Origin of the sequence: Rugosibacter aromaticivorans (assembly GCF_000934545.1) — a bacterium.
Taxonomy (GTDB): domain Bacteria; phylum Pseudomonadota; class Gammaproteobacteria; order Burkholderiales; family Rhodocyclaceae; genus Rugosibacter; species Rugosibacter aromaticivorans.
The window spans coordinates 2,085,471-2,106,765 of the sequence record NZ_CP010554.1; the positions used below are offsets into that span (position 1 = coordinate 2,085,471).

Consider the following 21,295-nt stretch of genomic DNA (forward strand, 5'->3'; position numbering starts at 1 on the left):
CCTTACAGCTTAATGCGCAGCTCCGCTGCACGGGCGTGGGCGGTGAGCCCCTCGCCATGCGCCAATGTGGCGGCAATCGGCCCTAATGTTTGTGCGCCTGCGGCAGAGACTTCAATCAGGCTGCTGCGTTTCTGGAAGTCATACACGCCGAGCGGTGAAGAAAAGCGCGCGCTGCGTGAAGTCGGCAGCACATGGTTCGGCCCCGCACAATAATCGCCCAAGGATTCGGAAGCATAGTGGCCGATGAAAATGGCACCGGCATGGCGAATTTTTTCGACCAGTGGCTGGGGTTCGGCGACCGCAAGTTCAAGGTGTTCCGGCGCGATGCGATTGGCGATGGTGCAGGCTTCATCCAGATCGGCAACCTGAATCAACGCACCCCGCCCTTTGAGCGAGGCCTCGATCACCGCGCGACGCGGCATTGTTGGCAAAAGTTTTTCAATGCTGGCAGCAACACGGTCGATGAAGCCCACATCGGGGCACAGCAAAATGGATTGCGCCATCTCGTCATGCTCGGCCTGGGCGAACAGATCCATGGCGACCCAATCTGGATTGGCCGACGCGTCGGCAATCACCAGCACTTCGGAAGGCCCGGCGATCATGTCGATGCCGACGGTACCGAACACGCGCCGTTTGGCGGCTGCGACATAAGCGTTGCCAGGGCCGACGATTTTGTCGACTTGCGGAATGGTTTGCGTGCCGTAGGCCAGCGCCGCTACGGCTTGTGCGCCGCCGATGGTGAACACACGATCGACACCGGCAAGGTGGGCCGCAGCCAGCACCAGCGCATTTTTTTCACCACGCGGGGTGGGCACGACCATGATGAGCTCACCCACCCCCGCCACTTTGGCGGGCAAGGCATTCATCAGCACAGAGCTGGGATACGCCGCCTTGCCACCGGGCACATACAAGCCCACACGATCCAGCGGCGTGATTTTTTGCCCCAGCCGCGTGCCGTCGGCTTCTGTGTAACTCCAGGATTCAGCCTTCTGCCGTTCGTGGTAACTACGGACGCGTGCGGCAGCGGCTTCTAACGCCTGGCGCTGGGCAGTAGGCAAAGCATCCAACGCGGCGGCGAGTTCAGTCGGTGATAAAGACAGCTCAGCCATCGTGCTGGCGGCAAGCCCGTCAAAGCGCTGGGTGTAATCAAGCACAGCGGCATCGCCTTGCTGACGCACCTGGGTGAGAATTTTGGCTACCGTGCGCTCGATGCCTTCGTCTGTGGTGTGGTCAAAGGCGAGCAGCACATCAAGCGTTGCCAGAAAATCCGGCATGCGCGTGGCTAAGCGTCGCATCATGGCGCAGTAGTACCTGATATGGCACCGATAATGGCACCGGCGAAAGCATCGATCAATGGCTGCAAGCGGTCACGCTTCATTTTCAGTGCGGCTTGATTAACCACCAGGCGCGATGAAATCTGCATAATTTCTTCGACTTCAAGCAAGTGGTTAGCACGCAAGGTAGCGCCACTGGAGACCAGATCAACGATGGCATCGGCCAGCCCAACCAAGGGGGCAAGTTCCATCGAGCCATACAGCTTGATCAAATCAACATGCACGCCTTTAGCGGCAAAATGCTCGCGCGCAGTGTTGAGATATTTAGTCGCCACGCGCAAGCGCGCACCGCGCTTTACCGCAGCCGCATAGTCAAACCCTTCGGGCACGGCAACCGACATACGGCACTTGGCAATGGCCAAATCAAGCGGCTGGTACAGCCCCACCCCGCCGTGCTCGAGCAGTATGTCCTTACCTGCAATGCCAATATCAGCAGCGCCATATTGCACATAGGTGGGCACATCCGAAGCACGCACAATCACCAGACGTACCTCTTTACGATTGGTGCCAATGATGAGCTTGCGCGACTGCTCCGGATTTTCAGCGGGTACGATGCCTGCTACTGCCAGTAGCGGCAAGGTTTCTTCGAAAATGCGGCCCTTGGAAAGGGCGATGGTCATCATGTCTATGTCAGCAGTGCTCATGGCGTTATTTTACCCGCGCCACGCGTGCGCCCAGTGCGATCAGTTTTTGATCCAGCGCTTCATAGCCGCGATCAAGATGATAAATCCGTTCGATCACTGTTTCGCCCTGCGCCACCAGCCCTGCAATCACCAGGCTCGCCGAGGCACGCAAATCGGTGGCCATCACAGTGGCACCTTGCAGCTCGGCAACACCTTTAACAAAGGCGGTGTTGCCATCAATCTTGATATCAGCACCCAGGCGAATGAGTTCAACCGCGTGCATGAAACGATTTTCGAAAATCGTTTCGCGAATGACTGCCGTGCCATCGGCCACCGCATTGATGGCCATGAACTGGGCCTGCATGTCCGTGGGAAATGCCGGATACGGTGCCGTGCGTATGCTAACCGCAGTCAGTCGTGCCGGTGCCTTGAGGCGAATTGCATCACGCTCGCTCGTAATTTCGCAGCCAGTGTCCATCAGTTTATCGATCACCGCATCAAGATAGGCTGACGAAGTGCACGTCAGACGCACATCACCACCCGTCGCTGCCGCAGCACACAGATAGGTGCCAGTCTCGATGCGATCGGGCATCACCCGATGGGTTGCCCCATGCAAGGCATCGACGCCCTGAATGCGGATCACATCGCTGCCCGCGCCAGAAACCCGTGCGCCCATGGCGTTAAGACATGTGGCGAGATCAACTACTTCCGGCTCACGCGCGGCGTTCTCGATGATCGTTTCGCCCGCGCCAAGACAGGCGGCCATCATCAGATTTTCAGTGCCTGTCACCGTCACCATGTCGGTGAAAATGCGCGCGCCTTTGAGGCGGCTTGCCCGGGCATGCACGTAACCATGCTCGACGGAAACCTCCGCGCCCATCGCGGTTAAGCCTTTGATGTGCTGATCCACGGGCCGTGCACCAATAGCGCAACCGCCAGGCAGCGAGACCTTTGCCTCACCGGCACGCGCGACCAACGGGCCCAGCACAAGTATTGCCGCGCGCATGGTTTTGACCAGATCATACGGTGCCAGCGGATTATCAAGGGTCGAGGCATCCAAGGTTACCGTATCGCCAGCGCTGTGCGTCCCTCCGGGAACTTTTCCAGAATCATTCGTCATCAACTCGCGCATGACCTTGACGCCCATTTGCTCCAGCAGCTTGAGCATCGTGCCTATGTCGTTGAGATGCGGCACGTGGGTGAAGGTGACCGGCTCGCGCGTGAGCAACGCGGCGCACAACAAGGGCAACGCGGCGTTCTTCGCACCGGAAATGGCAATTTCGCCCCTGAGCGTAGCGCCCCCGGAAATCTGCAGTTTATCCATTCGCGCGCCATTCTTCCGGCGTGAGGGTCTGCATCGACAAAGCGTGCAGCTCACCCGAATCAAAGTGTGCCTTAAGGACGGCATTGACACGCTGCTGCCGCTTGATGCGATTCAAGCCCGAGAATTCATGACTCACGATCAGCGCGGAGAAATGTGCGCCATCGCCTTCAACCAGTAGATGCTCACAGGGAAGGGCGTCCACAATCCACGATTCCAGTTTTTTTGGATCTAACATTTGTTCTCCTAACGAATGAGGTGGCCTGCTGATTTTTTACTTTACACAACTCAGGCGCGTAGTTTATAGCCGCGTTTTAGCGAACTCAGGGTGAAGAGCGACAGGATCACAAGGCACACCAAGCTGACGAGCAAACTCACCCAGGGCGAGATGTCCGAGACACCAAAAAAACCATAGCGAAAGCCGTCGATCATATAAAAAATAGGGTTCCAGCGCGACACCTGTTGCCAGAATGGCGGCAAAGAGGCAATGGAATAAAACACGCCCGATAAAAAAGTCAGCGGCAAAATCAAAAAATTCTGGAATGCGGCCAACTGATCATATTTTTCTGCCCAAATACCAGCAATCATGCCCAGCGTCCCCATGATCGCGCCGCCCATGACCGCAAAAGCCAGTATCCAGAGCGGGGCCGCATAGATCAAACCACCAAACCACGTAGTGACGATCAGCACCCCCGCACCCACCAACAGCCCACGTGCGACTGAGGCCAATACATAGGCCGCAAAAAACTCGTTATGCGAAATAGGTGGTAATAATACAAATACCAGATTACCTGTCACCTTCGATTGAATCAAAGAAGAAGACGTATTTGCAAACGCGTTTTGCAATACCGACATCATCACCAGTCCGGGAATGAGGAACGCGGTATAGGGCACGCCATGCACCTGCACGTGTGATGCCAGCACATGTGAAAAAATCAGCAAGTAAAGCAAAGCGGTCAGCACGGGGGCGGCCACGGTTTGTGCCGCTACTTTCCAGAAGCGCAGCACCTCTTTATAAAACAGGGTAATGAAGCCGCGGCTGGGCTTCATAGGTAGGCTATTCATGTGGCGCGAATTTGTTCTTGATTCTGCTCTTGCATCACGCGAACAAACACGTCTTCAAGATCTGGTTTGCCTATTTCAAGCTCGTCAATAATGCAACCGGCATCGCGAATGCGCGCCAGTAAAGGCTCGATCTCATCGAAATGAGCAAAGGCAAACGTCCACCAACCGCTGGGGCGATCTTGCGTCAGTTCTCGCGTCATGCCTAATCGAGCGGGCTTATCGCTCGCAGTACGCAGTCGCAAGGTGTGCGAAGAGAAGCGGCTGAGTAGATTACGCGTGGTGTCCAGCGCAACAACGCGACCGGCTTTCAGCATGGCAATACGCCCGCAGAGACTCTCTGCTTCTTCAAGATAATGTGTCGTGAGCACAATCGTGTGACCATCTTCATTAAGCCGGCGCACAAACTGCCACAAGGTTTGGCGCAGCTCCACATCAACGCCGGCAGTGGGTTCATCCAGCACAATCACCGGCGGCCGATGCACGAGCGCTTGAGCCACCAACACACGCCGCTTCATTCCCCCGGATAGCGCGCGCATATTGGCGTCCGCTTTACTGGTCAAATCGAGATGTTCAAGAATTTCATCGATCCATGCCCGACGTTGCCGACTAGGGTCGATGCCATAGTATCCGGCCTGAATTTCAAGCGTTTCGCGAACGCTGAAAAAGGGATCAAATACCAGCTCTTGCGGAACGACCCCTAACTGGCGACGAGCCGCCCGGTAATCAGCTTCTACATCAAACCCCATAATCGCCAAGCGGCCTGAGTCCGGTCGGGATAAGCCCGCAAGGGTAGAAATCAGGGTTGTTTTCCCCGCTCCGTTAGGGCCCAGCAAGCCAAAAAATTCGCCAGGCTGTACGGTCAGATCAATACCGTTTAATGCGTGAACTGAGCCAAAGCGTTTAAAGACTTGCTCAACGCGGATAGCGGCTGTCATGACAGAATAATGAATACAGAGAATAGAGCCACGCGAATGCGCGGTCAGTGCTGCGGCAGCAAATCAGCAACGTCGTATACAGCAGCCAAACTTAAAAAGCTCGGGGGGAGATGCGTGAGTCGAATCGACTTGCCACTTGTTTTCGCCGCACGCATCCAGCCAAAAACAACTGCCAGCAGGGAAGAATCGACTATCGTTACATCAGTCAAATCGAACTCAGCGACGGGCAGATTGCTTGCTGATAACGCAGCAACGCCTTCAGCAAGAAGCGTTGAAGCATCAGACACTGTTGCCGGGCCGGAGACTTCTACGCGATCATTGATGGCACGAATCATTTCTTGCTAGCGACGGTATCACCGGATTTATTTTTAGTTTGCAACGTCTTCAGCAAACCATCAATACCCGAGTTGCGAACCTCATTTGCAAAGGATTCACGGTAGTTCGTCACGAGGCTAATGCCCGCGACTTCTATATCGTAAATTTTCCAGCCAGCATTATCTTTTTGCAGGTAATAATCGAGCTGTATCGCCTTTGCACCGGGCTGTTTGATTTCAGAGCGCACTTTAACGTCGGTTTCACCAGATTTCAAAGCGAGAGGTTTGACATCAATAGTCTGGTTCTTATATTCAGTCAGCGCTCTCGAATAGGTGCGCACCAGCAATATTTGAAATTCATTGGCCAGTGCCTTCTGTTGTTCAGCGCTCGCCTGACGCCAATCGCGCCCTAAAGCCAAGCGGGTCATATGCAGAAAATCAAAATTGGGCGCTATCTTTTTTTCTACCAGATCAGCCGCTTTTTGGATGTTCCCCGACTGAATGTCTTTATCGGCACGAATAATCTCAAGCACCTCTCCGCTGACTGACTTAATCAGCGCATCGGGCGCCATGCCATGAGCTATCACGCTAGTAGCAATCAATGTACTACTAATAAAGGCTACAACAGATTTCATTGGATAATCCTGAGTATAGAAAAAAATTTAATCTGTGCTAGAAAAAAACTGATTTACTGGCTCTCAACTTCTCGCGGCGCATTGTTATCATAAATCAAGCTGCGGCGACGCTGCAGGTAGGCATCACGGATGTAGGAGTACTTATCCAGCGCAGCTTCCTCAATCACTTTATCAGCCGGCAACAGGTTTGCACGATCATTGACTAAACGTACCGCTGCCAGAGTGTTACGCGTTGGCACATGATCCAAATTCGCCACAGGGTCGGCGGCGACATCCAGAACAAGGCCTGCCGTATCGCGAACAGTGCGTGGCCCAAACAACGGAACAACAACATAAGCGCCGCTACCCACACCCCAGCGACCAAACGTCTGACCAAAGTCTTCGTCATGCTTTTCCAACCCGATATTCGATGCCACATCCAGCACACCCAGCAAACCGATGGTTGAATTAACCGCCACACGTCCAAAATCACTGACACCCTCTGTCAGCTTGCCTTGCAGAAGGTTGTTCACGCCCACAAAAACATCGGCAACATTGCCAAAAAAATTGGTCACGCCCGTGCGCACAGGATTCGGCAGAACAGCATCGTAACCCGTGGCAATGGGCTTGACGACAACCTTATCCAGCCCATCATTGAAAGCAAATATCGCCCGATTAAAGCCCTCGATCGGATCTTTAGCTTCGCCTGATGTGGCGCAACCTGTGGTCAAACCTGCCGTCAAGAGCATCATTGCAACGAATTTGACACGCACAGACAATGTTTTCATTTTAGTTTCCCGTAAAAAATATTTACTACTTTTTGCCACTACCGCCGCTATCTTCCGCCGCTTTGTTAAACATGAATTGACTGATCAGCTTCTCAAGCACGACGGCAGACTGCGTTTTTTTGACCACATCGCCAGACTTTAGCATATCGGTATCGCCACCAGCATCAAGCCCAATGTACTGTTCACCCAGCAAACCGGAAGTATTAATGGTGACAAAAGTATCACGCGGAAACCGATAACGGGTATCTAGTTGCATCTTTACCACAGCCTGATACGACTCAGGATCAAAACGGATCTCGGAAACCCGGCCAACGACAACGCCGGCACTTTTCACGGGAGCGCGGACTTTGAGCCCGCCAATATTGTCAAACTTGGCCTGAATAGTATAGGTTTCCCCAGCACTGGCAGCAGCCAGATTACCTACTTTCAATGCCAAAAAAAGCAGTGCAGCCAAGCCAAGCGCCACAAAAAAACCAACCCAAAGATCTATCGTAGTACGCGTCATGTCATGCCCCTGTAAACATAAAGGCGGTAAGAATAAAGTCGGCAGCCAGAATAGCCAGCGACGACGTTACAACAGTGCGCGTGGTCGCGCGAGAAACACCTTCAGCTGTTGGGTCGGCGTCATATCCTTCAAACACAGCGACCCAACTAACGATGATGCCAAAGACAAAGCTTTTGATCACGCCATTGAGAATATCCTTCTGAAAATCAACCGACGCCTGCATTTGCGACCAAAATGAACCCTCATCAACGCCGATCAATTGCACACCTACCAAATAGCCACCCAAAATACCCATGGCTGAAAACAAAGCAGCCAGAAGCGGCATAGAAACCACCCCACCCCAAAACCGCGGAGCGACGACGCGGGCTATGGGGTTTACCGCCATCATCTCCATTGCAGATAACTGCTCGGTCGCCTTCATCAGGCCAATCTCAGCTGTTATCGCCGAACCTGCACGACTTGCAAAGAGCAGCGCTGCAACGACAGGTCCTAGCTCACGAACCAATGACAAAGCAACGAGAATACCCAGCGCTTCGGTTGAACCATAGCGCTGCAACGTGTCATATCCTTGTAAACCGAGGACCATACCGACAAACAGCCCCGACACCAGAATAATGATCAACGAAAGAACGCCTGAGAAATAAATTTCACGCAACGTCAAATTAAGGCGACGGAAGGCTGTTCCCGACTGCAAAAAGATAGCGACAAAAAAACGGGCCGCAAAACCCAGCCGAAAAATACGTTTGGTGACCATATTACCCAAGGTCTGTAAAAATCGCGAAACCATCGACCCGGCCTTATCCACGGTACACCGCGCCTTCCATCAACTGTTCGCCATAGGCTTTTTGCGCCGGATAGTGGAAAGGCACAGGCCCATCCGCCTCACCCCACACAAATTGGTGAACATAAGGTGTTTTTGAGTTTTTGATCTCTTCGGCTGTCCCCTCGGCGACAATTTTTCCTTCGGAGACAAAATAGACATAATCGACAATTTTTAAGGATTCCTGCACATCATGGGTAACCACGATGCTGCTCGCTCCCAGCGCGTCATTCAGCTTGCGGATCAACTCGCCCACAATCGATAATGAAATGGGGTCAAGACCGGCAAAAGGTTCGTCATACATGATGAGCATGGGGTCAAGCGCTATGGCGCGCGCCAGCGCCACGCGTCGCGCCATGCCGCCGGAAAGTTCAGCCGGCATGAGATTGTGTGCGCCGCGCAAACCCACCGCATGTAACTTCATCAGCACCAGATCGTGAATCATCGCTTCGGGCAAATCAGTATGCTCACGCATCTGAAATGCAATGTTGTCAAATACCGACATGTCTGTGAATAAGGCGCCAAACTGAAACAACATGCCCATACGTCGACGCAGCGCATAAAGTTGTTTGGCGTCAAGCTCATGCACGACTTGCCCCGCCACCCTTACATCACCAGATGTCGGCTTGAGCTGACCGCCGATCAAACGGAGAGTGGTTGTTTTGCCACAACCCGAGCTCCCCATAATCGCAACAACCTTACCGCGAGGAATCATGATGTTGATCCCGCTCAATATGGTGCGCGTATCGTAAGAGAAGTTCAGATCCCGAATTTCAACCAAGGGTTCTTGTGACATATTAAGTAAGAAAGGAAAACGTGGATTCAGACCAGTTAGAGCGCGGCATTGTAGCAGAATCATTCTCCCAGGCTAGCCCATCAAGTCTGAGAAAAAGTGGAGAAAATACCACTCACACAAGCCTTTGACCTCCTTATCTTTAGCCTATGATGCCAACGATAAATAGGCATTGGACACCCCGTGAACGCGCTAAAAGACAAAGCTGTCGTGCTGATTGTTGATGATGACCCGCTCATCGCCGACACCTTGGGCTACTTCCTGAGCCGCGATTACACAGTCCTTACTGCAACCCGCCGCAAGGAGGCAATCAACTTGCTACGACAGGAAGACACTACCCCTGCCGTGGCATTGATAGATCTCGGCCTACCCCCGACGCCACATGCCCCGGATGAAGGATTCGCCTTGATCGCCGCGATTCTTGCGCATTCCCCCCTCATCCGGATTATCATTCTCTCCGGGCAAAACGAAGAGGCAAACGCACGTCATGCGCGCGCCCTGGGCGCCACCGAATTCGTCTCCAAGCCAGCGAGCCCGGAGGATATTCTTAAGCTGATTCAGCGTATGCTGGCGTTCAATGATGACGCCACAGAAATAGAGGGCGGCCTTGTGGGCAATAGCGCCGCTATGCAGAACCTGCGGGCGCAAATCAAACAATTTGCGCCCTCACCTTTCCCTGTTTTAATAGAGGGCGAATCAGGGAGCGGCAAGGAGCTGGTGGCCTCAGGCTTGCACCGGTACGCGAAGCGAGCCAATGAGCCCTACCTGACCTTAAATTGCGCCGCGATCTCCCCTAATCTAATGGAAGCCACCCTGTTCGGGCATGGCAAAGGGGCTTTTACCGGCGCAACCGGCGCTCGCGCAGGCTATTTTGAAGAGGCCGCAGGAGGCACCCTGTTTCTGGACGAAATTGGAGAGCTGCCACTTGATCTGCAACCCAAATTATTGCGCGTGCTGGAGAACAATGAGTTTCAGCGTGTTGGCGAAACGCAGGCCCGCCACACCGCCGCGCGCATAGTTGCCGCCACTAATCGTGATTTAAAAAAAGAAGTTCGCGAGGGACGATTTCGCGCTGATTTATATCACCGGCTTTCGGTTTTCACCATCAACGTTCCGCCCGTGCGTGAACTGGGCGCTGACCGACTGCAATTGTTTGACCACTTTCGAGCGCTGTATAGCGCGCAAACAGGCTCCTCCGCCTTTCAGTTGAGTCAAAAAACAACCGAGCGCTTGTTGGCTTATTCGTTCCCTGGCAATGTACGTGAATTACGCAACATTGTGATTCGCCTCATCACCAAACACGCAGGCAAAACCCTGGCGCTTCATGAGCTCGAAGCTGAGCTGGATATTGCCGGCGCGGCGAGTGTTGCCACCGTATCCCCTGCGCCGACTTTTGCTACCAGTGCCGAACTCGTCGCCTACGCACTGCGCGAGCTGAAAACGCAGCATGAATTCAGCCTCGATGCCACCTTGCGACGCTGGGAAGAAGCCTATATTGAAGCCGCCCGCCAATTAGCGCATGACAACCTGAGCCAGGTGGCTCGCCTTTTGGGCATTAACCGCACGACGCTCTACAACCGTATCGACGCTCTCGGTCGCGCCAAGCGTCCGCCATCCCGGTAGCGACTGGAGATTTAGCCACCCCATGTATCTGGAACACTTTGGTCTTACCGAGCTTCCTTTTCGCATCACGCCCCACACGGATTTTTTCTTTGACGGCGCGAATCGTGGTGCCACGCTGGACGCATTGCTTTATGCCATCACGCATGACGAAGGCATCGTTAAAGTCAGCGGTGAAGTCGGCAGCGGTAAAACCATGCTTTGCCGCGTGTTGATGGAACGTTTGCCGGACAACATCACCCTCATCTATCTGGCCAACCCTTCACTGTCTCGCGAGGACATGCTCTACGCCATTGCAGATGAACTACGCCTTTCGCTACCAGACAACGCCAGGGCGTCTCTCGTCTTGCGCACCCTGCAAGACCACCTGATCACATCATTCAGCGAAGGCCGCCAGGTGGTGGTGCTCATCGACGAAGCCCACGCTATGCCGGTAGAAACACTGGAAGAGATTCGGCTGTTATCCAACCTCGAAGCCAATCGCCACAAGTTGCTCCAGCTTGTGCTCTTTGGTCAGCCTGAGTTGAACGACATCCTGGCCCGCCCTGATATGCGTCAGCTCAAGGAGCGCATTACCCATAATTTTGGCTTGGAACCCCTGGTACGAGACGACATCGCCAGCTACCTCGATTTTCGCATGCGCACTGCAGGCTATCGTGGCCCCAGCGTTTTCACGCCTGCGGCGCTAAAAATGATCGCGCGCACATCGCATGGCCTCACCCGTCGTATCAACATCCTCGCCGACAAAGCCCTGCTCGCTGCTTATGCCACAGGCAGCCACCAAGTTGGCTCCAAAGAAGCGCAGGCAGCAATTCGCGATAGCGAGTTCAGCCAAGCCACCTATACTGACAAAAAAACACATAAAAATCTTATCCGCACGATCGCCCTCGGTTGTGCCGCCATTGCACTGGTTGCAGCCACTTGGCTGATCGCCACCGCCCAGCGCCCAGCCGTGCCTGCGGCGGAACCTGTTTCATCCTCAGCGCACCCCGCCAGCTCTGCCAATCCTGCCAGGACAAGGACACGCGATGCTCCCGCCTACCCACTGATCCAGGAGCGCATCGCCGCCGGGCAACACTGGCTTGAACAGACACCGAACAATCACTGGTTTATACAACTATGGGCAACCGATGCCACACAGCAGGCACAAGTTGAAAATTTCTTAAGCGAAGCCGTCGCCCATCAAGCCGATATCAATAATATTCGCGTCTACTTTTCTTCCCTTAGCGGTCAGCCGCGCTATGGCATCATCTATGGCGACTACTCAACACACGCTGCGGTTATGGCAGCGATCGACCAACTGCCGAGCGCACTGAAGAAAACCAAACCCTATCCCCGCCAGGTGATCCGTCTACGATAATGACGATGTGCTATTTCAATATTTTATTAATTATTAAAATCATTGGGTTAAATAAAAAACATCATGCACTATGCTAATATCCATTCATTACTGCTTGATTGAAGAGTCACTTTGGAGAATCCATTGCGCCCATATTTAAAACCAGCGCGCTCTGCCACGTGCTTCGCAAGTCTTGTCTTTTTGGCAGCTTGTAGCAGCATTCAGCCACCTGCGGTCTCCAATGGCCATCTCCACACTGAAATCACCCAGCCAACTGTTGCCTCACACGACATACCCGCACCTGTTGCAGCCGCGGTCATTCTGCCCCGCCCGAAGGCCACAGCAAAAACCGAGACTTACTCGGTTTCAGTGCGCAACATTCCAGTGCAGGATTTACTCTTCGCCCTGTCGCGCGATGCCAAAATTAACGTGGATGTGCATCCTGGCATCAATGGCGTGGTCACCATCAATGCCATCGACCAAACCCTGCAGCAAATCCTCACCCGGATCGCCAAACAGGTTGATATGCGCTGGGAACTCGATGGGCCGAATCTTATTGTCATGCCGGATTCGCCCTTTCTGCATATCTACAAAGTGGATTATGTGAACATGTCGCGCGATGTCAGCAGCTCGGTTTCCATCAATACACAGATTGCCTCAACGAGTTCTGGAACAAGCACGAGCACATCAACCGGAGGTGGCAACAATTCGACGACCACTGTTACCAGCAAAGCGCAAAACAATTTCTGGACCTCTGTTGAAAAAAACATCAAGGATATCCTGCGCGAAACGGACAAAATCCTGCCTGAAGGCTCCAGCGAAACTGTCATCGAACACAATGATCAACAAGCAACTACGGGAACAGGCGCGTCATCATCTGGGGCAGGTAAAAGTGGCAAGGGGAATGCAACGTCACTCGCAGGGAGCCCGAATCCTGCCAGTCTGCAAGAACAAGGGACCACCATCGTTAAACGGACCACCTTCCGTGAAGCGGCGTCCGTCATTGCCAATCCTGAAGCGGGCGTGATCGTTGTTCGCGCCACGTCTCGCCAGCACGAAAAAGTGCAGGAATACATCGACCAAGTCACCCGCAACGCGGGCCGCCAGGTCATCATCGAAGCCACCATTGCTGAAGTGACACTGAACAACAATTACAAACAGGGCATCAACTGGCAAAGCCTGCGCTCATTGCGATCCCCTGGAACAGCAGGATTTTCAGTAGCGCAGTCGCCAACCGGTCTAACAGGAGGCGCTGTACCCGATCCCTTCGCCGCATCGGGTACTTCGTTTTTACTGAACTACGTGGCACCTGGCCTGGGTATCTCATCCACGCTGACTTTGCTGGAAACCTTTGGTAACGTCAAAGTATTGTCGAGTCCCAAAATCAGCGTGCTTAATAATCAAACAGCCATGTTGAAAGTGGTCGATAACGTTGTCTATTTTGAAGTCAAATCAGATTCCACCATAGGTCAGGTTAACACCCAAAAATCATTCACCACGACAGCTAAATCAATTGCCGTTGGCTTAGTCATGAATGTCACACCACAAATTAGTGAAGCGAACATGATCACCCTGAATGTTCGTCCGACCATATCACGAGTCACAGGTTTTAAAACCGATCCGAATCCAGACATCCCCGCTGCCATACCCAATCGCGTCCCCGAAATACAAACCCGCGAAATGGAATCCGTATTACGCTTGGCCGATGGCGAAATCGCCGTCATGGGTGGGCTGATGGAAGATAAAATAAATTACAACACGGATGCGGTTCCCGGGTTAGGTGGCTTACCGGGCATCGGCAACTTCTTCCGCAATCGTGACGACACCAATACCAAAACCGAACTGGTTATTTTCCTAAAACCAACGGTTATCCGTGATGCCAGCATGAATGGCGACTATCATGAATTTCGGCAACAACTCCCCGACCAGGATTTTTTCGCCAACAATCCTGGCCCTGATCAAAAAATGATCGAAAACTCAAGGATACGCACGCCATGAGCCTGCTCATGGATGCCCTCAAGAAAGCGGAACTGGCTAAACGCGAAGGCCGCAGTGACAGCGGCCTCAGTAGTAATAGTCGGGTAACCGAAAATGTTCCTGCCGGCCTAACTCTGGAGCCGCTTACTCCGCCGTCAACAACTGCTGCATCCATGCCGGTAGTCGACGCATCACAGACGAGCGGTCCCGCCCAATCCACTGCGTTCACTGCACCCATCGATCCTTTATCTCACTTGCCTTCGCATCTTGAATCACTCGATGATGCGTTTCTGGCGGAGATGGAAACTACTGCCCAACGCACATCTTCAGTTTCTGCCAGGGTCGCACCGGCTTTCCCAAAACCACGGACCCAGCCTGCCATGACGTCCACTGCCGCAGCGCAACCCGCGTTCAAAAAAGAGCCCTCCACCGCGCAAAACCTGTTCGCAGCAAAACAGCCTTCGCCGGCCGTGCGCAATAAAAATTTCACCCTCTTACTGGGCGGCTTGACCACCCTGGCAGTGATCGCCATCGGGGGTTACTTTTGGTGGCAGCTACAACCCCACTCACCACGACCCGCTGCCGCCCTATCACATGAAGTCCGGCAAACAAACCCGTCGACCACATCTACCGCTACTGCTGCCGTATTGCCAGCGCCGACTTTTTCTGCACCAATGTCGCCCACGACAAGCCAAGCAGTGACCGCACCTGTGTTATTGGCTGCAAACGCAACAGCCACTAACAGCCATGACGCCGCTGACGATAGCGTGATCGCAAAACCAAAAAGTCATCACCGTGCATTTCGTCAGCAGCGCCAAGACGCCAAGTCAATAATGGATGCAGCAGTTGATACAAATGACCCCGTCCACCTGACCAAAGCACCCCAGAAGGTGGACCCTTCCTTGCTGCGGGGCTTTGATGCGTTCAATCGCGGCGACCTTGCCAGCGCACGCACTGAATACACCCGCGCCCTGCAATCTGACCCCCGCAATACCGATGCGCTGCATGGTTTAGCGGCCATTGCCCAAAAACAGGGGCATTGGGATCAAGCAGCCTGGGGATATCAAAAAATACTCGAAGCCAATCCGCAAGATGCCGTAGCACTCGCAGCGCTGATCAATATCCGCGGCCAGGCGGATCCGGCAACGGCCGAAAGTCGTTTGAAAACGCTCACTGCCGCCCAACCAGAACTGGCCGCTCCCGCGTTTTCACTAGGCAATTTATATGCCCGCCAGGGGCGCTGGAATGAGGCACAGCAAGCCTATTTTCAAGCCTACAATGCTGAACCCAGCAACCCGGACATCCTCTATAACCTCGCGATCAGTCTCGAACACATTCGCCAAACGCGGCTAGCGGCACAGTATTACGACCAAGCAATATCCGCTGCAAAAACCCATCCGGCCAGTTTTGACAGTGCGCAAGCGGCTGCCCGTATGCAGGCTTTGCAGCCCTGAGCATTCCTCTGTAGATCCTCATCAGTCACGCATGAATCAACCCACTACTTCGACCGTCAAACGAAAACAGGTCGGCCAAATTCTGATTGCACAAGGCGTGATCAGCGAGGATCAGCTGCGTATCGGCTTGCTAGAGCAGATGAGGTCCAACCAGCCGATCGGCCGCCTGCTGGTCTCTTTAGGCTTTGTTTCTGAAGCCACGCTACGCGATGCCATAAGTGAGTCGCTGGGCCATGAGTCGATCGATCTTGCCAATACCATCGTCGACCCAGAAGCGGTAAAACTCATTCCCCGCGAGCTTGCAAAACGACATCTGCTTTTAGGCTTGAGCTATTCCCCTGCAACACACTCTCTAAAAGTTGCCATTGCCGACCCCAATGATATTGTCGCCATAGACAAACTACGTGGGTTGATTCACCACGAAGTGCGTATCGAAACACTCCTTGCGGGTGAATCGGAAATTACTCGTGCGATTGATCAGTACTACAGCCATGAATTATCGATTGACGGCATCCTGAACGAAATTGAAACCGGTGAAATCGATTACCGCAGCATTACCTCTACCCTCGACGAATACAGCCAGCCTGTCGTACGGTTAGTAGACGCAATATTGACCGATGCAGTCAAACATAGTGCGTCCGATGTGCACTTCGAGCCTGAAGCCAGCTTTTTGCGCATTCGTTATCGCATCGATGGCTTGCTGCGGCAGATTCGTGCCCTGCATAAATCCTATTGGGCAGCGATGGCGGTACGCATCAAGGTCATGAGTGGCATGAACATCGCCGAAACCCGCGCCCCGCAAGATGGCCGCTTCTCGCTCAATATCAGTGGCGACACGATTGACTTTCGGGTTTCAGCTCAACCCACCATTCACGGCGAGAACATCGTGCTACGTATTCTTGACCGCAAAAAAGGTATCGTGCCACTTGACGGGCTAGGCCTCGATGTTCGCCAAATTAATCTGCTCAAGCTTATGGTCGCCCGACCTGAAGGCATTATCCTGGTTACCGGCCCCACTGGCAGCGGTAAAACCACTACCCTTTATTCAGTGCTCAACCACATCAATCTCGAAGGGGTCAACATCATGACTCTTGAGGATCCGGTAGAGTACCCCATGGCCATGATTCGCCAGACGTCTGTTGCCGAATCTGCCAAACTGGATTTTGCCAACGGCATTCGTTCCATGATGCGGCAGGATCCAGATGTCATTTTGGTGGGCGAAATTCGTGATGCGGATACGGCCGAAATGGCGTTTCGTGCGGCCATGACCGGTCATCAGGTGTATTCCACGCTGCACACCAACTCCGCGCTGGGCGCCATTCCCCGTCTGCTCGATATTGGCGTGTTGCCTGACATCATGGCTGGCAATATCATTGGCATGATTGCCCAGCGTTTGATACGGCGGCTATGTGTCCATTGCCGCAAACCCTATCCAGCCGAGGCGCACGAAAAAAACTGCTGGGCATCACCGAATCGCAGCCTGCGCCCATTTTGTATCGCGCCGTCGGTTGCGCCCAGTGCGGCAACCAAGGCTATCGTGGTCGCATGGCGATCATGGAATTATTACGTCTGGATAGTGAGCTGGATGATCTCATCAGTCGTCGCGCCAGCTTGCATGAAATTCGTACAGCAGCCATTGCCAAAGGGTTTCAGCCATTGGCAACAGATGGCCTGCGTCGCGTGCGGGATGGGGCCACCTCTATCGAAGAAGTCGGTCGAGTGGTTGATCTGACTGACCGCATGTAACCCTGTTCTGCTAAAGACCTCTTGCATAACCATGGCGCTGTACTTATACAAGGCAATTGACCCAGGCGGCAAGATGTCCGTTGGCAGTATCGAAGCCATCAACCTGGTTGATCTCGAAATGCGCTTAAAACGCATGGGCCTTGATTTCATCAATGGCGATTTGATCAAACAGCGCAGCGGTTTGAATCGGACGCGCATCACCCGGCCTGAACTCATCACCTTCTGCTTTCACCTTGAGCAGTTGAGCCGTGCCGGTGTTCCCTTGATAGAGAGCCTGGCTGACTTGCGGGACAGCCTGGAAAACCCGCGCTTTCGGGAAATCATCGCAGGCATGGTTGAAAGCATCGAAGGTGGCAAAACACTGTCACAAGCCATGAATGAACACCCCCACACGTTTGATGAAGTCATGGTCAGCCTGATCCGTGCCGGTGAAGAAACAGGTTCCGTGCCACATGTATTGAACAACCTGCTCGAATCACTCAAATGGCAGGATGAACTGGCGGCACATACCAAAAAACTCATCATGTACCCCGCGTTCCTCGGAACCGTCGTCGTGGCAGTGGTCATGTTCATGATGATCTACCTGGTACCCAAAATGGCTGGCTTCATTCGCAACATGGGCCAGGCGCTTCCGCTGCAAACCAGGATACTCATCGCCACCTCCGAATTTTTCGTCAATTACTGGTATGTCGTCATTGGGTTGCCGATCTTGCTTACCGCTGGCATCACTCTGCTGGTAAAACAAAACCCGGCAGCACGCTACCGTCTTGATGACATCAAACTGCGTCTGCCATGGATAGGCACGATACTCAAAAAAATCATTCTTTCGCGTTTTGCCTCGGTTTTTGCCATGATGTATGCCTCGGGCATCACCATTCTTGATTCCATCAAAACCACAGAAGACATTGTCGGTAATGTTGTCATCAAAGATGGGCTCAAACGTGCTGGCAAGCTGATTGCCGAAGGTCAAAATGTCACCGCAGCATTCGGGCAGGTTGAACTTTTTCCGCCTTTGGTTTTACGCATGCTTCGCGTTGGCGAAAATACCGGCGCGCTGGATACAGCGCTAACCAATGTGAGTTATTTTTATAATCGTGATGTGCGTGAATCCATCGAAAAAGTGCAAGCCATGATCGAACCTGTCATGACCGTCATCATCGGCCTCATTCTTGGTTGGATCATGCTGGCTGTACTTGGACCGATCTACGACATCATCACCAAAATGAAAACCTGAATGCAACGCTGATGGCAACCAAACGCATTCTTCTGTTTAACGGTGCTCGGCTCACAGCGCATCTATGGCATAGTGGTCAGTTGCGCGCTGAAGGTGAATTTCTTCCTCAAGCCGATGGTGCCGACGGTGCCGATGGGTTCATCGCGTTCGCGGTTTATCTGCACCGGCACCGTACCAGTCTTTTTTATTTTCTGGCAGATATTGCCGATGAAAGTTTTCAGCTCGAAGAGATCCCCTCAGTTCATGGGCGCGATCGCACCGCACTCATCACACGTCGCCTGAAACAGCAGTTTTACGGTACGCCGCTAACCACTGCGCTGAAACTCGGCCGATCCAACGAAGGACGTCGCGATGAAAAAATGCTCTTTGCAGCACTCACCCGGCCAGAAGCAATCAACCTCTGGCTGGATGTGATACAGCAGAATGGCATTATTCTCGCCGGTATTTACTCTGCCCCGCTGATTCTCGCCGAATGCGCTCCGCGCTGGTTAGCTGACGAGCAACCTACCCTCTTGATCAGCCAGACAGCCAGCGGTGTGCGCCAGAGCTTCTTTAATTGCCGCAAACTACAGTTCTCGCGCCTCACGCCGCTGACGACTCTTGGCGCGCTGAGTGCCCTGGGCACACTCAACACTACTGAGGAGATTGCACGGAAAATCGTCAGTGAATCGCTTAAAACCTACCAGTACCTTGTCGGCCAACGTCAACTCAAGCCCAACACGCCCATGCGGGTTACCGTGCTTGTCACTGCCGAACAAAAGACCGTGGTGCAAACACATTGCCAGAACCAGGAACTGCTCCAGTTTGATTTTCTCGATCTGGAAACCATTGCGCAGCATGACAAGCTCAAATCACCACCCAACACGCTCACTATCGATCAGTTGTTGATGCACTGGCTGGTGATCAAAACACCAACGCAGCAGTTCGCCCCGCCAGCAGAACGGCACTTTTATCGCCTCTGGCAAATACGTCTTGCACTCACTGCCGTTGCCACCATCACCCTGGCAAGTGGACTGTTGTTCGCCGTAAAAACCGCCTTTGACACCGCGCGCCTGCAGCAAGAAACCAGCACCGCACAATCGCAAACGGCACTCGCCACGCAGCGCTATAACGCGTTGTTGGACAGCCTGCCGAAAACCAGCATCACACCGGAAAACCTGCGCGCCCTGATGAACCGTTATGAGGTGCTCCAAAAACGCGCGGCCGATCTAACACCCTTGCTAACACACCTGAGCCAGACACTCGACGCCACGCCCCCAATTGAGCTCATTAACCTTGACTGGAAAGTCGAACCCACGCTAAACGCCGCACTGAGCAACACACAAAAACTCGGCGCTGGCGATACGCCGCAAAGCCTTGAATTCATCTCTGGAAAGTCCCCTTGGGGGACGGTGTCCCCGACAGGAAATGCATCAAACAATGCCTCGTCCCAGGCAAATATGAATCTCGCCAGCAACGGCCCCTGGGCAACGTTAAAAATTCAAGCGCAACTACCCCTTGGGTTATCGGCAGATCTGCGCGCGCAAAAAGAGCTCATTGACACCTTTGCTCAACGGCTGCAAGACCCCCAAACCAAAGTGTATCTGCTGGCCATGCCCTTTGATGTCGAATCCGGCAAACCGCTCAAAAGCATGCAAGAAGCCGACGATGGCCGCAGCGAATCAGCACCCGCGTTTTCTCTGATGATTGCCCGCCCCTTGTGAACCAAGTGCGCGAGTGATTAAATAAATGATGACCTTCTCTAGCCAGGATTTCAAAAAAATACACTGGGCGCTACTGCTGCTCATCGCATGCCTGCTGATCGCCGGTGTTGCTGTATGGGGTGCGCTTGCCCGGCAAAAAGCCGCAACGCAAAAGCACAACAGCCTTATTGCCGCTGAAAAAGAAATGGCCGCTAACCTCGCGCGTGCACGCAATGAAGAACAAGAACTTCGTGACAAAATTACTCGCTATGAAACCCTGAAACAACGCGGCATTGTGGGTGCTGAGCAGCGTCTGGATTGGATAGATCTCATCAATCGCATCAAAACCACACGGCGTCTGGCAAAGCTGGACTATGAATTTGCACCGCAACGAAAAATCGATGCCGCCCTCTTGCCCGAGGGCGCAGATGCAGGCGGCATGAGCATCATGGCAAGCCAGATGCACCTGCATATATCGCTGCTGCATGAAGGCGAACTACTTGGTTTTCTCGATGATCTGCGCACTGCGGCCCCCGCATTGATTCAAGTGCGCGCCTGCAACCTGGCACGCAGCGTTCGCGGCCCAGCCGACCCAGCCGACTCAGCCCAACGCGGTATCAAGCCCCAGCTCATCGCCGAATGTACCCTGGAATGGTTAACACTCAAGGCGAGTGATACCCTATGAAGCGCGCATACTGCCTGGTGCTGGGTTTGCTGGTCACCAGCACAACCTGGCCCGCACATGCCGCATCAACCCCACTCGGCCGACTCTTTTTCACACCAGAAAAACGCCTCACGCTGGAACGCCAACGCCTTTCAAAAATTCAGGAAACCCAGACGCTGGAAGGTGCCACCATGAGTCTTGATGGTATCGTGCAGCGCTCCAGTGGCAAATCCACCGTGTGGATCAATGGCCGCGCACAAGATGAACACGATGCCGCGCGCACCGGCGTCAGCGTTCGTCTGACGCCCAAAGACCCGGGGCAGGCGCAACTTTCCCCCGGCGAAGAATCACCCACACAACTCAAGGTCGGCGAAGCGATCAACCGCGCCACGGGCGAGCGCAACGACCGGCTCGGCGGCGGCACGGTAAAGACGCCAGCCAGCCGACACTAAGCGGAGAGCCCCGCA

21 protein-coding genes and 1 pseudogene are annotated in these 21,295 nt (G+C 53.7%); 10 read left to right on the forward strand and 12 right to left on the reverse strand.

The features are described from left to right. Window positions 1-2: 2 nt before the first annotated feature. Genes hisD through PG1C_RS10495 form a run of 12 tightly spaced genes read right to left on the reverse strand, consistent with a single transcriptional unit; the run spans window position 3 to window position 9,115 of the window. Window positions 3-1,298: a histidinol dehydrogenase gene (hisD, locus tag PG1C_RS10440; RefSeq protein ID WP_202634719.1), complete on the reverse strand. Its 1,296-nt coding sequence runs from the start codon at window positions 1,296-1,298 to the stop codon at window positions 3-5. Beyond that, entirely contained in the window at window positions 1,295-1,978 is a 684-nt protein-coding gene (gene hisG / locus PG1C_RS10445) for an ATP phosphoribosyltransferase (RefSeq protein WP_284431752.1), read from the reverse strand. Before hisG ends, hisD begins: the two co-directional genes overlap by 4 nt. Window positions 1,979-1,982: 4 nt before the next feature. Next, window positions 1,983-3,281 carry a UDP-N-acetylglucosamine 1-carboxyvinyltransferase gene (gene murA / locus PG1C_RS10450; protein ID WP_202634720.1) on the reverse strand — a complete coding sequence of 433 codons (1,299 nt, stop codon included), beginning with the start codon at window positions 3,279-3,281 and terminating at the stop codon, window positions 1,983-1,985. Next, the gene (locus PG1C_RS10455; RefSeq protein ID WP_202634721.1) at window positions 3,274-3,516 is read right to left on the reverse strand and encodes a BolA family protein; all 243 of its coding nucleotides are present in this window, start codon (window positions 3,514-3,516) and stop codon (window positions 3,274-3,276) included. Before PG1C_RS10455 ends, murA begins: the two co-directional genes overlap by 8 nt. 50 nt (window positions 3,517-3,566) lie before the next feature. Further along, on the reverse strand, window positions 3,567-4,328 hold the full coding sequence (locus tag PG1C_RS10460) for an ABC transporter permease (RefSeq protein ID WP_202634722.1): 762 nt from the start codon (window positions 4,326-4,328) through the stop codon (window positions 3,567-3,569). An 11-nt stretch (window positions 4,329-4,339) separates the two neighbouring features. Next, window positions 4,340-5,278: an ABC transporter ATP-binding protein gene (locus tag PG1C_RS10465; protein WP_202634723.1), complete on the reverse strand. Its 939-nt coding sequence runs from the start codon at window positions 5,276-5,278 to the stop codon at window positions 4,340-4,342. Between the two features lie 44 nt (window positions 5,279-5,322). Continuing rightward, entirely contained in the window at window positions 5,323-5,613 is a 291-nt protein-coding gene (locus tag PG1C_RS10470; protein WP_202634724.1) for an STAS domain-containing protein, read from the reverse strand. After that, on the reverse strand, window positions 5,610-6,227 hold the full coding sequence (locus PG1C_RS10475) for an MlaC/ttg2D family ABC transporter substrate-binding protein (protein WP_202634725.1): 618 nt from the start codon (window positions 6,225-6,227) through the stop codon (window positions 5,610-5,612). Before PG1C_RS10475 ends, PG1C_RS10470 begins: the two co-directional genes overlap by 4 nt. A 53-nt stretch (window positions 6,228-6,280) precedes the next feature. Continuing rightward, entirely contained in the window at window positions 6,281-6,994 is a 714-nt protein-coding gene (locus PG1C_RS10480; protein ID WP_202634726.1) for an MlaA family lipoprotein, read from the reverse strand. Between the two features lie 25 nt (window positions 6,995-7,019). Beyond that, on the reverse strand, window positions 7,020-7,499 hold the full coding sequence (gene mlaD, locus PG1C_RS10485; RefSeq protein WP_202634727.1) for an outer membrane lipid asymmetry maintenance protein MlaD: 480 nt from the start codon (window positions 7,497-7,499) through the stop codon (window positions 7,020-7,022). Window position 7,500: 1 nt separating this feature from the next. Further along, the gene (gene mlaE / locus PG1C_RS10490) at window positions 7,501-8,286 is read right to left on the reverse strand and encodes a lipid asymmetry maintenance ABC transporter permease subunit MlaE (RefSeq protein ID WP_202637028.1); all 786 of its coding nucleotides are present in this window, start codon (window positions 8,284-8,286) and stop codon (window positions 7,501-7,503) included. A 10-nt stretch (window positions 8,287-8,296) separates the two neighbouring features. Further along, window positions 8,297-9,115, reverse strand: a complete 819-nt coding sequence (locus tag PG1C_RS10495) for an ABC transporter ATP-binding protein (protein ID WP_202634728.1) — start codon at window positions 9,113-9,115, stop codon at window positions 8,297-8,299. Window positions 9,116-9,295: 180 nt separating this feature from the next. Here PG1C_RS10495 and PG1C_RS10500 point away from each other — a divergent pair, with 180 nt between their 5' ends. From PG1C_RS10500 to PG1C_RS10540, 10 genes and pseudogenes are all read left to right on the forward strand, one after another. Next, entirely contained in the window at window positions 9,296-10,735 is a 1,440-nt protein-coding gene (locus PG1C_RS10500; protein WP_202634729.1) for a sigma-54-dependent transcriptional regulator, read from the forward strand. Between the two features lie 22 nt (window positions 10,736-10,757). Continuing rightward, on the forward strand, window positions 10,758-12,092 hold the full coding sequence (locus PG1C_RS10505) for an AAA family ATPase (protein ID WP_202634730.1): 1,335 nt from the start codon (window positions 10,758-10,760) through the stop codon (window positions 12,090-12,092). A 348-nt stretch (window positions 12,093-12,440) separates the two neighbouring features. After that, window positions 12,441-14,069, forward strand: coding sequence for a pilus (MSHA type) biogenesis protein MshL (gene mshL / locus PG1C_RS10510; protein ID WP_237218155.1), 1,629 nt, complete (start codon window positions 12,441-12,443; stop codon window positions 14,067-14,069). Beyond that, complete coding sequence (locus tag PG1C_RS10515) at window positions 14,066-15,502, forward strand: tetratricopeptide repeat protein (RefSeq protein ID WP_202634732.1); 1,437 nt, start codon at window positions 14,066-14,068, stop codon at window positions 15,500-15,502. The genes mshL and PG1C_RS10515 overlap by 4 nt, the downstream gene beginning before the upstream one ends. 139 nt (window positions 15,503-15,641) lie before the next feature. After that, a pseudogene (locus tag PG1C_RS10520) lies at window positions 15,642-16,871 on the forward strand (GspE/PulE family protein); the annotation flags it as partial. A gap of 38 nt (window positions 16,872-16,909) precedes the next feature. Then, window positions 16,910-17,248: an ATPase, T2SS/T4P/T4SS family gene (locus PG1C_RS15125; RefSeq protein ID WP_479687752.1), complete on the forward strand. Its 339-nt coding sequence runs from the start codon at window positions 16,910-16,912 to the stop codon at window positions 17,246-17,248. Between the two features lie 31 nt (window positions 17,249-17,279). Beyond that, window positions 17,280-18,482 (forward strand): type II secretion system F family protein, encoded by a 1,203-nt coding sequence (locus PG1C_RS10525; RefSeq protein WP_202634733.1) that lies wholly within the window; start codon window positions 17,280-17,282, stop codon window positions 18,480-18,482. 11 nt (window positions 18,483-18,493) lie between these two features. Then, window positions 18,494-20,185 carry a hypothetical protein gene (locus tag PG1C_RS10530; protein WP_202634734.1) on the forward strand — a complete coding sequence of 564 codons (1,692 nt, stop codon included), beginning with the start codon at window positions 18,494-18,496 and terminating at the stop codon, window positions 20,183-20,185. A gap of 25 nt (window positions 20,186-20,210) precedes the next feature. Continuing rightward, window positions 20,211-20,849 (forward strand): hypothetical protein, encoded by a 639-nt coding sequence (locus tag PG1C_RS10535; RefSeq protein ID WP_202634735.1) that lies wholly within the window; start codon window positions 20,211-20,213, stop codon window positions 20,847-20,849. Further along, the gene (locus PG1C_RS10540; protein WP_202634736.1) at window positions 20,846-21,280 is read left to right on the forward strand and encodes a hypothetical protein; all 435 of its coding nucleotides are present in this window, start codon (window positions 20,846-20,848) and stop codon (window positions 21,278-21,280) included. Before PG1C_RS10535 ends, PG1C_RS10540 begins: the two co-directional genes overlap by 4 nt. Window positions 21,281-21,295 lie beyond the last annotated feature (15 nt).

Excerpts from the sequence above, each read along its gene's own strand:
- PG1C_RS10465 (WP_202634723.1), bottom strand. The coding sequence starts at position 5,278 with ATGACAGCCGCTATCCGCGTTGAGCAAGTCTTTAAACGCTTTGGCTCA.
- PG1C_RS10525 (WP_202634733.1), top strand. The coding sequence starts at position 17,280 with ATGGCGCTGTACTTATACAAGGCAATTGACCCAGGCGGCAAGATGTCC.
- PG1C_RS10460 (WP_202634722.1), bottom strand. The coding sequence starts at position 4,328 with ATGAAGCCCAGCCGCGGCTTCATTACCCTGTTTTATAAAGAGGTGCTG.
- murA (WP_202634720.1), bottom strand. The coding sequence starts at position 3,281 with ATGGATAAACTGCAGATTTCCGGGGGCGCTACGCTCAGGGGCGAAATT.
- PG1C_RS10505 (WP_202634730.1), top strand. The coding sequence starts at position 10,758 with ATGTATCTGGAACACTTTGGTCTTACCGAGCTTCCTTTTCGCATCACG.
- PG1C_RS15125 (WP_479687752.1), top strand. The coding sequence starts at position 16,910 with ATGTGTCCATTGCCGCAAACCCTATCCAGCCGAGGCGCACGAAAAAAA.
- PG1C_RS10455 (WP_202634721.1), bottom strand. The coding sequence starts at position 3,516 with ATGTTAGATCCAAAAAAACTGGAATCGTGGATTGTGGACGCCCTTCCC.
- hisG (WP_284431752.1), bottom strand. The coding sequence starts at position 1,978 with ATGAGCACTGCTGACATAGACATGATGACCATCGCCCTTTCCAAGGGC.
- PG1C_RS10475 (WP_202634725.1), bottom strand. The coding sequence starts at position 6,227 with ATGAAATCTGTTGTAGCCTTTATTAGTAGTACATTGATTGCTACTAGC.
- hisD (WP_202634719.1), bottom strand. The coding sequence starts at position 1,298 with ATGATGCGACGCTTAGCCACGCGCATGCCGGATTTTCTGGCAACGCTT.
- PG1C_RS10515 (WP_202634732.1), top strand. The coding sequence starts at position 14,066 with ATGAGCCTGCTCATGGATGCCCTCAAGAAAGCGGAACTGGCTAAACGC.
- PG1C_RS10530 (WP_202634734.1), top strand. The coding sequence starts at position 18,494 with ATGGCAACCAAACGCATTCTTCTGTTTAACGGTGCTCGGCTCACAGCG.
- PG1C_RS10540 (WP_202634736.1), top strand. The coding sequence starts at position 20,846 with ATGAAGCGCGCATACTGCCTGGTGCTGGGTTTGCTGGTCACCAGCACA.
- PG1C_RS10470 (WP_202634724.1), bottom strand. The coding sequence starts at position 5,613 with ATGATTCGTGCCATCAATGATCGCGTAGAAGTCTCCGGCCCGGCAACA.
- mlaE (WP_202637028.1), bottom strand. The coding sequence starts at position 8,286 with ATGGTTTCGCGATTTTTACAGACCTTGGGTAATATGGTCACCAAACGT.
- PG1C_RS10495 (WP_202634728.1), bottom strand. The coding sequence starts at position 9,115 with ATGTCACAAGAACCCTTGGTTGAAATTCGGGATCTGAACTTCTCTTAC.
- PG1C_RS10480 (WP_202634726.1), bottom strand. The coding sequence starts at position 6,994 with ATGAAAACATTGTCTGTGCGTGTCAAATTCGTTGCAATGATGCTCTTG.
- mlaD (WP_202634727.1), bottom strand. The coding sequence starts at position 7,499 with ATGACGCGTACTACGATAGATCTTTGGGTTGGTTTTTTTGTGGCGCTT.
- PG1C_RS10535 (WP_202634735.1), top strand. The coding sequence starts at position 20,211 with ATGATGACCTTCTCTAGCCAGGATTTCAAAAAAATACACTGGGCGCTA.